Origin of the sequence: Halomonas denitrificans (assembly GCA_019800895.1) — a bacterium.
Lineage (GTDB): Bacteria > Pseudomonadota > Gammaproteobacteria > Xanthomonadales > Wenzhouxiangellaceae.
Genome location: JAHVKF010000003.1, coordinates 999,772 through 1,015,227 on the forward strand (window position 1 = coordinate 999,772; position 15,456 = coordinate 1,015,227).

Consider the following 15,456-nt stretch of genomic DNA (forward strand, 5'->3'; position numbering starts at 1 on the left):
AATCACTGATGAGCAGCATTGAAGAACGAGTCAAGAAAATCGTCGTCGAGCAGCTGGGCGTGAAGGAAGAAGAAGTGACCCCGAGCGCGTCGTTCGTCGACGACCTGGGTGCCGACTCGCTCGACACGGTCGAACTGGTGATGGCGCTTGAAGAAGAGTTCGAGTGCGAGATCCCGGACGAGGAAGCGGAGAAGATCACCAGCGTTCAGCAGGCGATCGACTACGTCAAGTCGACGGTCGACAAGTAAGCCACGTCGATTCGACGAACGGGAGTCCGTAGGCATGCAAGGCAATCGCCGGGTGGTGGTAACGGGACTGGGCTGCGTCAGCCCGGTCGGTAACGACGTGTCCAGCGCCTGGGACAGCATCGTCAACGGGCGTAGCGGGATCGGTCCCCTGACCGAGATGGATCCGGAAAAGTTCGCGACCAAGATTGCCGGCGAGGTCCGCGATCTCGAACTCGACCGCTACCTGTCCCCGAAGGAAGCCCGCAAGACCGACACGTTCATCCATTACGGGATGGCGGCGGCCATCCAGGCCGTTGAGGACGCGGGCCTTCCCGAGACCCCCGAGGACCCGACCCGCTATGGCGTCGCCATCGGGTCGGGCATCGGCGGCATCAAGTCGATCGAAGACACCTACCAGACCTACATAGACTCTGGGCCGCGCCGGATCTCGCCGTTCTTCGTGCCGAGCTGCATCATCAACATGGTCGCCGGCCACCTGTCGATCCGCTACGGCTACCAGGGCCCGAACATCTCGATCGTCACGGCCTGCACCACGGCAACGCACAACATCGGCGACGCCGCGCGCATGATCGCCTACGGCGACGCCGACGTCATGGTCGCCGGCGGGGCGGAGTTCGGAACGGTCCCCACGGCCATGGGCGGATTCATCGCGGCCCGCGCGCTCTCGACCCGCAACGACGAGCCCGAAAAGGCCAGCCGACCCTGGGATCGCGACCGGGACGGCTTCGTCCTCGGCAACGGCGCCGGCATCCTGGTGCTCGAAGAGTACGAACACGCCAAGGCGCGGGGGGCGCGGATCTATGCCGAGCTCAAGGGCTACGGCATGTCCGGCGACGCCCACCACATCACGTCGCCGCCGGAAGGGGGCGACGGTGCGGCGCGCTGCATGAATGCGGCGATCCGGGACGCCGGGCTGAGTCCTGCCGACGTCGATTACGTCAATGCGCACGGAACATCGACCCCGCTGGGCGACAAGGCCGAGCTGCAGGCGGTTCGCCGGACCTTCGGCGATGACCTCGCCTCGGTCATGGTCAGTTCGACCAAGTCGATGACCGGCCACCTGCTCGGCGCCGCAGGCGGCGTCGAAGCCATCTTCTCGGTGCTGGCGCTGTATCACGGCGTGGTGCCACCGACGATCAACCTCGATTCCCCCGACGACGAGTTCGAGGGCGTCGATCTCGTGCCGCACACGGCCCGCGAAGCCGACCTGCGGGTCGCGATCTCCAATTCCTTCGGGTTCGGCGGCACCAACGGAACGGTGCTGTTCTCCCGGCTGGATTGATCCCGCACGGAGTGGCCGTCGACGCTCCGGTCGAAGCCCCGACCGCACCCCTGACCGGGCCGGCACGCGATCCGATCGCGGTGCACGGGGCCGACCCCGATTCGTGGCCGTTCCTTCTCCATACGGTCAGCGCAGGGGCTCGCAGCACCTGCACCCTCCTGCTGTTCGCCGACCGCGACTGCCCGCCGATCAGCGGGTTCGCGGACCGGCTGAACGACCTCGAGGACGCCTGGCGGGCCGAACGGCGCGCCCAGGACCCCGGCCAGCCCTTCAGCGGCGGCTGGTTCGTCTACCTGGGCTACGAAACCGCCGGCAGCATCGAGCCGAAGCTCCGGCTGCCGCGGCCGCAACCGGACCTGCCCGACGTCCACGCCCAGCGATGCCGCGGTGCGCTGGTCATCGATCACGTCGACGGCTCCGCCCGGTTGGTCGGAGAATCGCCCGAGGTCCTGGCCGCGATGCGCGAGTCCCTGGCCGCAACGGGAGCGGCCGACCCGGTGGCCCCGCCGCCTGCGCTCGCGATCGAGGCCGACGACGGGGCGAGCTTCGAGGACGGCGTTCGGCGCATCCGCGACTACATCCTCGCCGGCGACGTGTTCCAGGTGAACCTGTCGCGCGGCTGGCGCGCCCGTGCCGACGAACCGCTGGATCCGGTCGCCCTCTACCGCCGCCTCGCCGAGGCCAACCCCGCGCCGTTCGCCGGCCTGGCTCGACTGCCCGGCGGCTCGTTGCTGTCGTCGTCGCCGGAACGGCTGGTCTCCAGCCGGGGAGGCCGGGTCGATACGCGTCCGATCGCCGGGACCCGTCCGCGGGGCGCTTCGCCGGGTCGGGACCGTGAACTTTCCGACGAGTTGATCGCCCACCCGAAGGAGCGCGCCGAGCACGTGATGCTGATCGACCTCGAGCGCAACGACCTCGGCCGTGTCTGCGAAGCCGGGAGCGTCGAGGTCGACGAATTGATGGTGGTCGAGAGCTATGCGCACGTCCACCACATCGTCTCCAACGTGACCGGCCGGCTGCGTTCCGGTGCCGGTCCGGTCGATGTGATTCGCGCAGTGTTTCCCGGCGGAACGATCACGGGGTGCCCGAAGGTCCGCTGCATGGAGATCATCGCCGAGCTCGAGCGGGTGGGTCGGGGACCGTACACCGGATCGATGGGCTACCTCGGTCTCGACGGACGACTCGACCTGAACATCCTGATCCGGAGCATGTGGGTAACCGGCCGTGAGGTTCACTTCCGCACGGGTGCAGGCATCGTTGCCGACTCGCAGCCGGCGGCGGAGCTGGCCGAGACCGAAGCCAAGGCGCGTGGGTTGCTGCGCGCGCTCAAGCCGTGACGCGGGTGTGGGTCAATGGCCGCGAGGCCGCCACGATCCCCGTGAACGACCGCGGCCTGCTCTATGGCGACGGCCTGTTCGAGACCATTGCCTTCCACCGGGGTCGCGCCGCGCTCTGGTCGCTGCACATGGAGCGCCTGGCCACCGGCTGTCGCCGCCTCGACATCCCGATGCCGGATGCCGATCGCTTGCACGGTGAGGCGGTCGAGGCGGTTGGTGCGGAGAAGCATGCTGCAGTCCGGATCACCCTGACCCGGGGACCCGGCGGAAGGGCCTACAGGCCGCCGGCGGACGCGACACCGAATCGCATCCTGGCCGCCCGCAGACTGCCGGAAGACCTCGAGCGGCAGCGAAGCGAGGGCATCGCGATGATCACCGCGCCGTTCCGGCTGCCGGCCGAGCCGCTGCTGGAAGTTCCCGGCCAACCGCCGGGTAGCGATCCACTTCAGGGCATGAAGCACCTCAATCGGCTTCCCCAGGTGCTGATCGGCGTGGCCTGCCGCGACGCCGGGGTCGAGGAAGCGCTGGTCCTGGACCAGGCCGGTCGGCTCGTCGAGGCCCTGACAGGCAACGTCGTGATCGAGCGCCGGGGCCGCCTGGTCGCGCCCGGACCGCACCCCTGGGCGATCGCCGGCGTCGGCCTCGCGTGGTTGCGTCGGGAGGCCGGGGCCACTCTGGAAGAACGTGTCTTCGACCGGCAGGAACTCGAGCCGGACGACGCGATCTGGGTGCTAAACTCGGTCCAGGGCATTCGGCCCGTGGTGCGCCTCGACGGAGAGGCCCGGGGGTCGGGCTCCACGCTGCGCGAATGGCAGCGACGTTGGGTCGAGTTCGTCGAACGCTGAGACACTCTCGAACTATGCGTCGTTTCTTCTTGATATCACTGGTTCTTTTCCTGCTGGTTCTGGGCGTCGCCGGGGGGTCCCTCTGGCACGAGTACCGGTCCTTCGTCGATCGCCCCCTGCTCGAGTCCGGGACGGTCCGGCTGTGGCTACCGCCCGGGGGGCACCTCGGCACGGCCGTTGGAGACCTCGAGCGGCTCGGCCTGACCCGCCGCGACTGGCGTTGGCGTCTGCTGGCCCGCCAGCGGTCGGCGCCGGTTGCCGCCGGAGAATACGCGATCGACTCCGGAACCACGCCGGAGGGCTTGATCGATCGCCTCGCCGCGGGCGATGTGGTGCGTCACCGCTTCACCATCATCGAGGGCTGGACGCTCGACGAGCTCCGCGGTTCGCTCGGGCGCGACTCGCGGCTGTCGGCCGAGGGCCGCGACCTGGACGATGCGGCGTTGATGACTCGTCTCGGCTGCGATGGCTGCCCGGCCGAGGGACGATTCCTTCCCGAAACCTACTTCTTCGTTCGCGGCGACAGCGAACTCGATCTGCTCGGCCGCGCCCATGCCGCCCTGGAACGCGCCCTGGCGGACGCCTGGCGCGATCGCGACGAGTCGGTGCCGCTCGACGATCCCGACGAGCTGCTGGTGCTGGCGTCCCTCGTCGAGAAGGAGGCCCAGGTGGCCGCCGAGCGGGCGGAGGTCGCCGGGGTGTTCGCCCGCCGCCTGCGCCGCGGGATGCGCCTGCAGACCGATCCGACGGTGGTCTACGGCCTCGGCGACGACTTCGATGGCCGGATTCGCCGCGTGCACCTCAGGACCGACCATCCGTGGAATACCTACACGCGTCACGGGCTTCCGCCGACGCCGATCGCCCTGCCGGGCCGCGCGGCGCTGGCAGCGGCGGCGCGGCCGGCCGACGGCGAGACCCTGTACTTCGTGGCGCGGGGCGATGGAACCCACAAGTTCTCGCGCACGCTGGCGGAGCACAATCGCGCGGTCGATCGCTATATCCGGGGGCGCGAATGACCCGGGGACGCTTCATCACCCTCGAGGGCGGCGAGGGCGCCGGGAAGACCACGGCTCTTGCGATCGTCCGGGAGGAACTCGAGCGTCGCGGTCGACGCGTCCGGACGACCCGGGAACCGGGTGGCACGCCTGCAGCCGAGAAGATCCGTGCGTTGCTCCTCGACCCCGATACGGGCGCGCTGGATCCCATGACCGAACTGCTGCTGATGTTCGCGGCGCGCCGCGAAAACGTCACCGACGCGATTCTTCCGGCGCTCGAAGGCGGCGACGACGTGATCTGCGATCGCTTTACCGAGGCCAGCCATGCCTATCAGGGCGGCGGCCGGGGTCTCGGTACGGCACCGGTCGATGCGCTGAGCGAACTGGTCCACCCCGGGCTCGAGCCCGACCTGGTCCTGGTGCTGGACGTGCCGGTCGACGTCGGGCTGGCGAGGATCCGGGCGCGCGGCGATGCGCCGGACCGCTTCGAATCGGATCGGAGCGAATTCCTCGAGCGCGTCCGGGCCGCGTACCTCGAACGCGCCGCGAACCATCCCGATCGCTTCGTCGTGATCGACGCCACCCGATCCCCGGACGAGGTCGCCGACGCGGTGCGGGCGGCGCTGCGTCGGGCCCTGGATCGCTGGTCGTGACCATGCTGCCGTGGTTGCGCGCAGAACGGTCGCGCCTGAACGATGTCCTGGCCGCGGGCCGCCTCGGGCACGCGCCGATGATCCTCGGCTCGGCCGGGGTCGGCAAGCGCGCGTTCGCTGAATGGCTCGCGGCGCGTCTCCTCTGCCTCCAGCCGGCCGACGGCGAGCCCTGCGGTCACTGCACGGCCTGTCGCCTGCTTCCGGAAGGGACACATCCCGATTTCTTCCGCCTGGCGCCGGACGACGGCAAGACCGAGATCCGGGTCGACCAGGTGCGCGGCTTCATCGATTCGGTCACTCTTACGCCGTCGATCGGCGACCGGCGTGCCGGCCTGATCGACCCGGCCGACCGCATGAACCGAAATGCCGCGAACGCACTGCTGAAGACCCTCGAGGAACCGTCCGGGGACGTGTGGTTGATCCTGGTCACCGATCGCCCCGACCGGCTTCCGGTCACGGTTCGCAGCCGGTGTCAGGTGCACCGGATTGCGGTGCCGGAGCGCGCCGAGGCCGAGGAATGGCTTGCCGCCCGGCATCCCCAGCGAAGCGGCGACGAGCGATCGCTGGCGCTGACCCTGGCCGACGGCGCCCCGCTGGAGGCGGACGGCTGGCTCGCCGACGGCGGGCTGGAAGTCGGCCTGGCCATTCGCGATCGTCTCGACGCACTGGTCGGCGGCGGCACGCCCGACCCGACGGTCCCGGCCGAGTGGCACGAGTCGCCGGAAGCGACCTGGACCTGGCTTGCGCGGTGGACCGCAGGTTGGACCCGGCGCTTGCAGACCGGGTCGGCCGACGGCCTCGGCGAGGCGCCGCCCGCGGCCGATCCGGAAATGCTCGACCGTCTCGATGCGCTGTGGCGCGACGCGTTGGCCGGCCGCCGCATGGCCGGCGACCCGGTCCGGCACGATTGGCTGATGGCCGAATGGCTGCGCGGATGGCGGGCACTGGCCGGCCGGTTCCCGGTTGCCCGATAGGCGAAATCCGTTAGACTCCAGTCGTCACGAATCCAACGAGAGGCGGCCATGGCGCAGAAGGGCATCCTGTCCTGCAGCATCGACGACAAGCAGGAACTGTACCGTTGCTACATGCCGTTCCTGAACGGCGGCGGCCTGTTCATCGCGACCAAGAAGCGCTTCCGTCTCGGCGATGAGGTGCTGGTGCTGCTGACGCTGATGGACGAGGAACGCATGGCGATTCCCGGTCGGGTCGCCTGGTTGTCGTCCCAGTCCTCCGGCGCCGGCGTGGGCGTGCAGTTCCTCGATACGGCCGAAGGCGAACAGGCCCAGAGCCGGATCGCTTCGGAGCTGGCCGGCATGCTGGACTCGGATCGACCGACCCGCACGATGTAGGCGCGTGTCCGGCCCGGACGCCCCAGCGGCACCCGAATCCGACGACGAGTCCGGGCGCCGCGCGAATCCGCAGGGCGAGCACGACCCGCCGCGTCCGCTGGCCGATCGCCTGCGTCCGCGCGATGCCGACGAGGTCGTGGGACAGGCCCACCTGCTGGATTCCCGAGGACCGCTTCGCCGCATGCTGGCGACCGGCCGCGTGCAGTCGCTGGTGTTCTGGGGTCCGCCCGGGACCGGCAAGACCACGCTGGCGCGATTGCTGGCCGGCGTCGGCGGGCTGCACTTCGAGCAGATCTCCGCCATCTTCTCCGGCGTCGCCGACCTGAAGAAGGTGTTCGCAGCGGCGCGCGAGAGGCGCGATCGGGGACAGGGCACGCTGCTGTTCGTCGACGAGATCCACCGCTTCAATCGATCGCAGCAGGACAGTTTCCTGCCGGTGGTCGAGGACGGCAGCATCGTACTGGTCGGCGCGACGACCGAGAACCCGTCCTTCGAGCTCAATGCCGCGTTGATGTCCCGGCTCAAGGTCCTGGTGCTGGAACGGCTGGATCGCGATGCGTTGTCCACCTTGCTTGCGCGGGCGGAGACCCACCTGGGCCGCGCGCTGCCATTGAGCGAGGATGCCCGCGAGCTGCTCCTGGAGCTCGCCGACGGCGATGGACGCTACCTGATCAACCTGATCGAGACGGTGATCGAGCTGGCCGACCCCGATCCGCCGCTCCAGCGCGAGGCGTTGCTGCAGCTGGTCCAGCGACGAGCGCTATCGCACGACAAGGATCGCGACGCCCATTACAACCTGGTCTCTGCGCTGCACAAGTCGCTGCGCGCCTCCGACGTCGATGCGGCCCTGTACTGGCTGGCGCGGAGTCTTGCCGGCGGCGAGGACCCGCGCTACATCACACGCAGGTTGATCCGCTTCGCATCGGAGGATGTCGGTCTGGCCGATCCCCAGGCCCTGACCCAGGCGCTGGCGGCCCGCGAGGCCTACGATCAGCTGGGATCGCCCGAGGGCGACCTCGCGATCGCGCAGGCCGTGGTCTACCTGGGCACCGCGCCGAAGTCGAACGCCCTGTATCGCGCCCTGGGGCGCGCCGACGCCGCGGCGCGCGAGCACGGCGCGCTGCCGCCGCCCAGGCACCTCGTCAATGCGCCGACCCGCTTGATGAAGGAACAGGGCTACGGGCGCGGCTACATCTACGATCACGATACGCCGGCCGGGTTTTCCGGCCAGAGCGGTTTCCCCGACGCGCTGCCACGATCGCGCTTCTACGAGCCGGTGGAGCGCGGCTTCGAACGGGACGTGAAGCGCAGGCTGGCGTACTGGGACCGGCTACGCAGGCGCGCCGAAGAGGAGGGCGGTCCGCCTCCCGCCGGCGACGCGTGAGCCGGGATCCCCAGGCCCGCCTGATCCTCGAGGGGCATCCGTTCCGGGTGCTGATCCGCATGGCGGTCCCGGCCGTGGCCGTGATGCTGATGTTCGGCCTGAACGCGGTCATGGACGCGGTCTACATCGGTCAATTGATCGGTGAGCAGGCGCTGGCCGGCGTCTCGCTCGCCTTCCCCGTCACCCAGCTGACGCTCGGCCTCGGCTCGCTCGGCGGCATCGGCGGCGGCGTGCTGCTGTCGATCGCGATCGGGCGCGGCGACTCGGACCTCCTGAGGCGACTCCCGGGCACCTGTTTAGGAATCGCCGCGGTGCTGGCCTTGTTCTACGCGATCGCGGGTGCCGGCTTCGCCGAACCGCTGGTCCGCGGCATGGGGGCCGCCGGCGTGCTGGAGCCGATCGCGGCCAGCTACCTCAGGGCTCACGCGCTGGGGGGATTCGCCGCCATCGCCAGCCTGACCCTGAACATGCTGCTGCGCGGAGAAGGCAAGATGGGCCTCGCCGCGCTCTACATGGGCCTGGGCCTGGCCGCCAACCTCGTGCTGACGCCGTTGTTCATCAGCCTGTTCGGATGGGGTGTGGCCGGTGCGGCGTGGGCGACCAATCTGGGCGCGCTGCTCGGTGGCGGACTGGTCTGGCTGCGTTTCCTTCGCGGCCGGGCCAGCTACCCGGTCGACCCGCACTACATCGGGCTTGGCCGCGCGCTGGCGGGTCGGATCGCGCGGCTCGGCGTGCCGGCGATGATCTCCTCTTCGATGGGGCTGGTCCAGGCCATCGTGGTGTTCAACGTCCTGACGCGGATCGGCACGGAACAGGACATCGCGTTCTTCGGTGCCGCATGGCGGGTGCTCCTGTTCATGCTCACACCGCTGTTCGGTCTGATGCGAGCCTTCCAGCCGGTCGCCGGCATCAACTACGGCGCCGGCCGCTGGGACCGGGTCCGTCTGCATTACTGGGTGTTCGTCACCGCCGGGGTCGTGATGATCGTGCCGATCTGGGCGCTGATGGGCGCGTTCCCGGTCCACACGCTCGGCATCATGCTTCCGGGGGTGGAGTTCACGGCCGGAGACCTGCATCACTTCCGGGTGTTGATTCTCGTGCTGCCGGTGCTGCCGATCGTGTTCACCGCATTGAGCCTGTTGCCCGCGGTCGAGCGGCCCGGACTGGCCACGGGGGTGTCGGTCGCCCGCCAGCTGGTGTTCTACGTGCCCGTCATGCTGTTGCTACCTCGCTGGGCCGGCATCTCCGGAATCTACTACGGTGCGACCGGAATCGACCTGCTGTGCACCCTGTGGCTGCTGGCGATCGTGCTGTCCATCTTCCGCAAGGGGCCCGGCGGCCCGGGCCGAGGCGGGCCGTCGATCGGGCCGTCGGATCCATGGCGTGCCGGGGCACCCGTTCGCGGCTGACGGGACGGCGGAGGAGCGACGCAGGCGGTGATCGGGCGCCGGCCCCTCGACCCGGACCACCGGAAGCACGGCCGCGCCGCCGATCGCGCAGCTGCACAGGCCGAGTGCGCGGCGCGACTCGCGGCCGAGGGATTCGAGCGTCAGCGTGCCCATGAATAGCGTTCCTCCTTGCGGGGCTGCGCTACCCCGGACAACGCGTTATCGGGCGCGTTCGCCGGCGCGGTCAGGACCGAAGCGGCGGACGCCTCGGACAGCGGATCGTCGTGCCGCGGGCGTGCGCTGACCACCAGCCGCAACGGCGTTCCCGCGAAGCCGGCGTCCAGTGGATAGCAGGTCACCAGCGTGAGCCGCGGACCGGGCGCATCGAGGTCGATTCGCGCGGTTCGGCTGTCGACCACCTTCGATCCGGCCACGATCCAGTCGGAGGGCCCCGAGGGGCGGGCGTCCGTGGCGCCAACGGGCGCGAACTGCAGCTGAACGTCGTCGCCCGTCCGCAGGTTGCCCAGGAAACGGAAGTGGGTGTCGCGGTGCCCTGCGATCACATGATGGTCCCGGTGGCCGGTGACCAGGCCCGGCCCCCAGGCCAGCTTGGGAAGTTCGATGCCGTCGACGACCAGTCGATCGACGTCGAGGTCCGGCACGAACAGCCGGGCGACCGGTCGCGTCCGCGCGCCGGGCCAGGGCAGCTCCGGTTCGGTTCCGTCGCGCTCGGACATCGACCAGGTGCGCTCCATCAGCCATTGACCGATCGATCCCTTGACGTGGATCCAGCCGGCGTGGCCGAGCAGCAGGGACGCCGCGGCCAGCAGCGCGACCGCCATGCCGATGCGGACGCTCACGTTCCGACGGCCTTCGTGTCGGTGGCGGCGCCGAGTCGTGGCGCGGCGAGGAGCAGGCCGGCGAGCAGCACGGCAACAAGTGCTGCGGCGAGCGAGCGATGCGCCGTCGTTGCGGTCTGGGGCAGGGCGAGCGTGCGGCCGTGCGGCACGTTGTGGCGTGTACGAGCGGCAGTCAGTGCGGCCTCGGCCGAACGCCTCGGCGTCGTGTCGACCGCGATCAGACTGGTCAACGGGCTCAGCACCTGGTAGGTCAGTGCGGTCGTCAACGCGAAGGCCTTCAGGCCAGCCGGATCGACATCGGAACGGGCGAAGTCGAGGACGCCGTCGACCTTCTGTCGCGCCCATTCCCGGGCCACCCCCTGGGCGATCCGGAAGTCCGCCAGCGGCCAGCTCCGGGTCACGGTCCGGCCTGCACGCTCGGCACGCAGCGTCACCTGTTCGCCGATCAGTGCGTCCAGCGGCGCATCGAGCCGTGTCAGGACCATCAGCGCCTCTCCGGCGTACAGGTCGGGCAGCAGGACCGGCCACGCCTCGTCGGGCACCGGCCAATCGAGTTCGAGTCGTTCCAGCGCGGGATGCTCCAGCTGGTCCATCAGTTCGCCGACGTCGCGGGCAAGCCGCCGCGGGTCGGCGATCCGGGTCAGCGAGCCGCGTCCGTCGCGGGCCAGCGCGGCCAGGAACGGCGCGTTGACACCGTGACCGATGCCGACCGCGAAGACCCGGCTCTCGCCGATCCGGGCGCGGACCTGGTCGAGGACCGCGTGCTCGTTCGCCACCGCGCCGTCCGTCGCGAAGACGACCTGACGCAGGTAGCCTTCGGCGATCGGCGCGTCCAACGCATGGACCAGGGCCGCGTCCATCCGGGTGCCGCCGTCGGCCTGCAGCAGGCGCAGGAAGGTCCTTGCCTCGGCCAGGGCGCTCGGGGCGGCGTAGCGGGGGGAATCGAACAGCGGCCGGGCGTGGTTGCTGAAGGCGATCACGTTGAATCGGTCGCCGGGCTGCAGGCGCTCCAATGCGCCGATTAGGGCCGCCCGAGCCTGCTCGATCGCCTCGCCCTGCATCGAGCCCGATGCATCGACCACCAGGATCAGCTCGCGTCGGCGCGCAACCGGCGCCCAGGCCGGCGGCGGCACGAGCATCAGCAGTGCGTGCGTGCGGCCCTCGAACTCCTCGACGTAGAACGCCCCGGTCAAGCGGTCGCGTTCCATCAGCGTCCACTCCAGTTCGAAGTCGCGGTCGACGACCGGGTCGCCCTCGTCGAGGGTGACCGTCCATCCTCCGTCCTCGGTCGGCTGGAGTGCAACGGCGTGATGCAGGCTGTCGAGCGTCGCGAGTTCCGGGCCGGGCCGGAGCTCGATCCGGAAGCGCAGGGGGTTCACCGGTGCAGCTGCGGCGCCGGGCCGCGGATCCGCCGCACGGTCCGGCACGTACGCCGGCGCGGCCGGCAGGGTGCCCGGGATGATGTCCGTCCGGCCCGGCGCCGGGTTGTGGAACCGGGGGAGCACGCTCATCGGGACGGTCAGCGTGAAGCGCGCGTTCCGGTAGTCGACCCGATGGGCGAAGCCGATCTCTACGGTCACGTCTTCGCCGGGTCCGACGTTGGTCACGTCGGTGGTGAACAGCCCCGGTCGCTGCTGTTCGACGAGGCCCGCGGTCCGTCCTGCCGCGCGCGCGGTCTCGAAGGTCTGCCTCGCCGTCTCGCGCGGCTCGATCCGACCCTCGATCCGGCGATCGCCGATCTCGATGCGCAGGGTGTCGACCGCGGCCCCGTCGGGCAGGGGAAACTGGTAGCGGCCTTCGACCCAGTCGGCCGATGGGTTGCGGAACCGATGCCGCAGCGTGGTTCGGGCGATCAGGCCGGTAACGATGACCTCGACGTCGGTCGAAAGCACCAGCGCAGGCCGGGCGTCGCCGTTCGTGGGCAGGAGGGTCAGCTCGGCGTGCTGGGCGCGAGCGGGAGAGACCGCCAGCGCAGCAATGGCGGCGAGTGCGGCAAGGGCCAGGGTCGGAGAGCGATGCATGGTCGAAGCTCGGTTCGGGTCTGGTGGCCATTGCAGCGCGTCGGGCGGGCAGGACCGGGACCCGCATCGGGCAATCCGGGGACCGGATATGGCAATTCGATGGCGGCTGCACAGCGACGTCCCGAAGTCGTGACGGGTTCCGGTACGCTTGGGGTCATGCAACGACGAATCGCCGTGATCGAGGACGAGGCCGCGCTGCGGGAGAACTACCGCGACGCGCTGGCTCGCCTGGGCTATCGCGTCGATGGGTACTCGGACCGGCCATCCGCCGAACGCGCGTTCGCCGAGGCCTTGCCGGACCTGGCGATCATCGACATCGGCCTGGGCGACGAACCCGAGGGCGGATTCGAGCTGTGCCGATGGCTGCGGTCGCGCTCGGCGCAGCTGCCGATCCTCTTCCTGACCGCACGCGACAGCGAACTGGACGCAGTTTCCGGACTCCGGCTCGGGGCCGACGACTACCTGACCAAGGACGTGAGTCTTCCGCACCTGGCCGCGCGGGTCGCGGCACTGTTCCGGCGCTCGGGGCTGATGTCGGCCGACGAGGCTGGCGAGGGCGCGTTGCGGGTCGGCGCCCTGTCGCTGGATGCCGACCGGCTGCGAGCGCGCTGGCACGGTCGGGACGTCGACCTGACGGTGACCGAATTCTGGATCGTGCACACGCTGGTGCGCCGGCCCGGCCACGTGAAGAGCCGGCAGCAGTTGATGGACGCGGCCAACCTGCTTGTCGACGAGTCGACCATGACCTCGCACGTCAAGCGGATCCGGCGTAAGTTCGAGGCGCTGGACAGCGATTTCGACGCCGTGGTGACCGTCCACGGTGCCGGCTATCGCTGGCGGGACCCGGCGTGAAACTCCGCGGCCAGCTGCTGATCGCAGCGGCCCTGATCGCGCTGCTACCGGTGTCGGCCTTCCTGTTTCTCGGACCCATCGAGCGCTTGCTGCGCGCCGGCCACGAACAGGCCGTCGCCGAGTCCGCAGCGGCGGCCGTTTCAATGCTGCGGGCGCGCGACGTGTTACCCGCCCCGCCGCCCGAGCAGCGGATGGACCGACCCGTTCTCTACCGCCATGCAGCGTCCGGCGCTCGCATGCTCGACGGCTATGCCGACGACTGGAGCGGCCCCGTCCAACAGGTCGCGGTCATCGAAGCCGGAACGGTGCATGCACGCCCCGCGGAAGCGCTGGAAGAGGGCTCCGGGCCCGTCCGGGTCGCCGCGCTGCAGAACGGCAGCACGCTGGATCTCTACCTGCGCGTTTCCGACACCACGCCGGCCTACGCCGCGGCCGATGGCCGTCCCGGAGACACGGTGACGATCCGTATCGGCAACGCGCTGGCCCCGGGACGCGGATCCCGGCTGCGTTTCGCGCCGGCGGCGCCGGGGCCGCTGGTGCTTCGCGATCGCCTCGGACGCCTCGTGCGCGGCCATTGGCAGGACCGGGCCGACGGGTGGAGCCTCGAGCTTCGGCTGCCGGTCGAACCCGCATGGGACGCGATCTCCTTCGAGGTCGTGGATCACGATCGGACCGGTCGAACGCGCGCCGTGCATGCCAGCGGGCCGATGCGGCTCGTCGGTCCCGATCCGCGTGCATCCGACGCGCTGACGGCGTTGGCGATGGCCCCGGCCTGGATCGTCGACAGCGCGGGTTGGGTGCTGGCCCGAGCGGATTCCCATGCCCTTCGCGCTCGATCGGGCGACGCTTCGGATTCGGCGTCCGGACCTGCGGGAACGCCGGAGGCGCCGGGCGTGCTGGACTTCCTGATGGCGGGGCGCATGGACGCCGCTCCGGCCTGGTCGGCCGACCGGGCACGGCTCGCTGGTCCGGAGGTGGCGCGCGCCGCCGCAGGCGAAGCCTCCGCGGGGTGGTGGCGCACCGGCGACGAGCGGGCGATCCGGCTTCGCTACGCGGTGCCGCTGGAAGATCCGTCGGGTTCGCTGGTCCTCGTGCTCGAGCGCGATGCCGGCGCGCTGCTGCTGCTGGCCAATCGCGCCGTGCTGTCCTGGTTCGGCGCAAGCCTGGTGATCTTCATGGCCGTGGCGCTGGTCCTGTTCGCCTTCGTCCTCGTGCTGTCGATCCGGATTCGCCGCTTGCGGAACGCGGCCGAACGCGCGGTCGAGCGGGGCGGGCGGGTCGCGGAGCTGCCGCGGGCCTCGGCGGCGGCCGACGAACTGGGCGATCTGTCACGCAGCCTGCGCGGATTGCTGGCACGCCAGCGCGAGCACCAGCGCTACCTCCAGACCCTGGCCGACAAGCTCGCCCACGAACTCCGGACTCCGGTCAGCATGGTCCAGTCGTCGCTGGAGAATCTCCACGCCGACGACGATCGTGAGCGGTCGACCGAGTACCTGCGTCGGGCTGGACAGGGCGTGGCGCGACTCCGCCGCATCGTCCGGGCGATGAGCCAGGCCGGCCAGCTCGAGGACAGCCTGTCCGGCGAAACGCTCCGGCCGATCGACCTGGCCGCGCTGGTCGCCGACTACACGGCGGCGCGGATCGACAGCCGGCCCGATCGGGTCTGGGCCTGCCGGCTGCCGGACGCCGGCGCGGCCTGGGTGCTGGGGTCGGAAGAGTTGCTCGGCCAGCTGCTCGACAAGATCGTCGACAACGCGGTGGAATTCTCGCCCGCCGGCGGCCGCATCGAACTCGCGCTACGGCGCGACGGCGCGTCCTGGCGCCTGACCGTGGACAACGAGGGACCGCGGATCGACCCGGCCCGCCGCGCGGCGATGTTCGATTCGATGGTGTCGTTCCGGAATGGGCACGGCCGCGGTGGACCCGACGCCAAGGTCGCCGGAGGCGGAACCGGCCGCGGCAGGGTCCGCGATGACCCGCCCCATCTCGGCTTTGGGCTGTACATCGCGCGCTGCATCGTCGAATTCCACGGCGGACGGATCGATGCACGGGCGACCGAGCGCGGCACGGCGATCGAGGTCTGGCTTGGGGCGGTGAAGGGACGAGGCGCGAGGGGAGAGGGACCAGGGGAGAGGGACCAGGGGAGAGGGACTAGGGGAGAGGGACTAGGGGAGAGGGACTAGGGGAGAGGGACTAGGGGAGAGGGACTAGGGGAGAGGGACTAGGGGAGAGGGACTAGGGG

General features: G+C 70.3%; 13 protein-coding genes and 1 pseudogene. 12 read left to right on the top strand and 2 right to left on the bottom strand.

Annotated features, from left to right (window positions below; genetic code table 11):
* Nucleotides 1–8: 8 nt before the first annotated feature.
* The 10 genes and pseudogenes from acpP (at nucleotide 9) to KUV67_13130 (ending at nucleotide 9,502) form a co-directional block, all read left to right on the top strand.
* Complete coding sequence (gene acpP, locus KUV67_13085) at nucleotides 9–248, top strand: acyl carrier protein (protein MBY6205820.1); 240 nt, start codon at nucleotides 9–11, stop codon at nucleotides 246–248.
* Between the two features lie 34 nt (nucleotides 249–282).
* Nucleotides 283–1,530, top strand: coding sequence for a beta-ketoacyl-ACP synthase II (fabF, locus tag KUV67_13090; GenBank protein ID MBY6205821.1), 1,248 nt, complete (start codon nucleotides 283–285; stop codon nucleotides 1,528–1,530).
* Between the two features lie 11 nt (nucleotides 1,531–1,541).
* The gene (locus tag KUV67_13095) at nucleotides 1,542–2,867 is read left to right on the top strand and encodes an aminodeoxychorismate synthase component I (GenBank protein ID MBY6205822.1); all 1,326 of its coding nucleotides are present in this window, start codon (nucleotides 1,542–1,544) and stop codon (nucleotides 2,865–2,867) included.
* 41 nt (nucleotides 2,868–2,908) lie between these two features.
* Complete coding sequence (locus KUV67_13100; GenBank protein ID MBY6205823.1) at nucleotides 2,909–3,712, top strand: aminotransferase class IV; 804 nt, start codon at nucleotides 2,909–2,911, stop codon at nucleotides 3,710–3,712.
* A gap of 14 nt (nucleotides 3,713–3,726) precedes the next feature.
* On the top strand, nucleotides 3,727–4,728 hold the full coding sequence (mltG, locus tag KUV67_13105; protein MBY6205824.1) for an endolytic transglycosylase MltG: 1,002 nt from the start codon (nucleotides 3,727–3,729) through the stop codon (nucleotides 4,726–4,728).
* Entirely contained in the window at nucleotides 4,725–5,360 is a 636-nt protein-coding gene (tmk, locus tag KUV67_13110; protein ID MBY6205825.1) for a dTMP kinase, read from the top strand. The genes mltG and tmk overlap by 4 nt, the downstream gene beginning before the upstream one ends.
* The gene (gene holB / locus KUV67_13115; protein MBY6205826.1) at nucleotides 5,357–6,334 is read left to right on the top strand and encodes a DNA polymerase III subunit delta'; all 978 of its coding nucleotides are present in this window, start codon (nucleotides 5,357–5,359) and stop codon (nucleotides 6,332–6,334) included. Before tmk ends, holB begins: the two co-directional genes overlap by 4 nt.
* A gap of 48 nt (nucleotides 6,335–6,382) precedes the next feature.
* Complete coding sequence (locus tag KUV67_13120; protein MBY6205827.1) at nucleotides 6,383–6,709, top strand: PilZ domain-containing protein; 327 nt, start codon at nucleotides 6,383–6,385, stop codon at nucleotides 6,707–6,709.
* A gap of 91 nt (nucleotides 6,710–6,800) precedes the next feature.
* A pseudogene (locus KUV67_13125) lies at nucleotides 6,801–8,093 on the top strand (replication-associated recombination protein A).
* Nucleotides 8,090–9,502 carry a polysaccharide biosynthesis C-terminal domain-containing protein gene (locus tag KUV67_13130; protein ID MBY6205828.1) on the top strand — a complete coding sequence of 471 codons (1,413 nt, stop codon included), beginning with the start codon at nucleotides 8,090–8,092 and terminating at the stop codon, nucleotides 9,500–9,502. Before KUV67_13125 ends, KUV67_13130 begins: the two are co-directional and overlap by 4 nt.
* 140 nt (nucleotides 9,503–9,642) lie before the next feature.
* Here the strand turns inward: KUV67_13130 and KUV67_13135 are convergent, their stop codons facing one another.
* Both KUV67_13135 and KUV67_13140 read right to left on the bottom strand, forming a co-directional pair.
* The gene (locus KUV67_13135) at nucleotides 9,643–10,341 is read right to left on the bottom strand and encodes a sortase (GenBank protein MBY6205829.1); all 699 of its coding nucleotides are present in this window, start codon (nucleotides 10,339–10,341) and stop codon (nucleotides 9,643–9,645) included.
* Nucleotides 10,338–12,362, bottom strand: coding sequence for a marine proteobacterial sortase target protein (locus tag KUV67_13140; GenBank protein MBY6205830.1), 2,025 nt, complete (start codon nucleotides 12,360–12,362; stop codon nucleotides 10,338–10,340). The genes KUV67_13135 and KUV67_13140 overlap by 4 nt, the downstream gene beginning before the upstream one ends.
* 156 nt (nucleotides 12,363–12,518) lie before the next feature.
* Between KUV67_13140 and pdsR the strand changes: the two genes are divergently transcribed.
* Together pdsR and KUV67_13150 are read left to right on the top strand one after the other, a co-directional pair.
* Complete coding sequence (gene pdsR / locus KUV67_13145) at nucleotides 12,519–13,214, top strand: proteobacterial dedicated sortase system response regulator (protein ID MBY6205831.1); 696 nt, start codon at nucleotides 12,519–12,521, stop codon at nucleotides 13,212–13,214.
* Nucleotides 13,211–15,397, top strand: coding sequence for a hypothetical protein (locus KUV67_13150; protein ID MBY6205832.1), 2,187 nt, complete (start codon nucleotides 13,211–13,213; stop codon nucleotides 15,395–15,397). Before pdsR ends, KUV67_13150 begins: the two co-directional genes overlap by 4 nt.
* The last annotated feature ends 59 nt before the right edge of the window (nucleotides 15,398–15,456 follow it).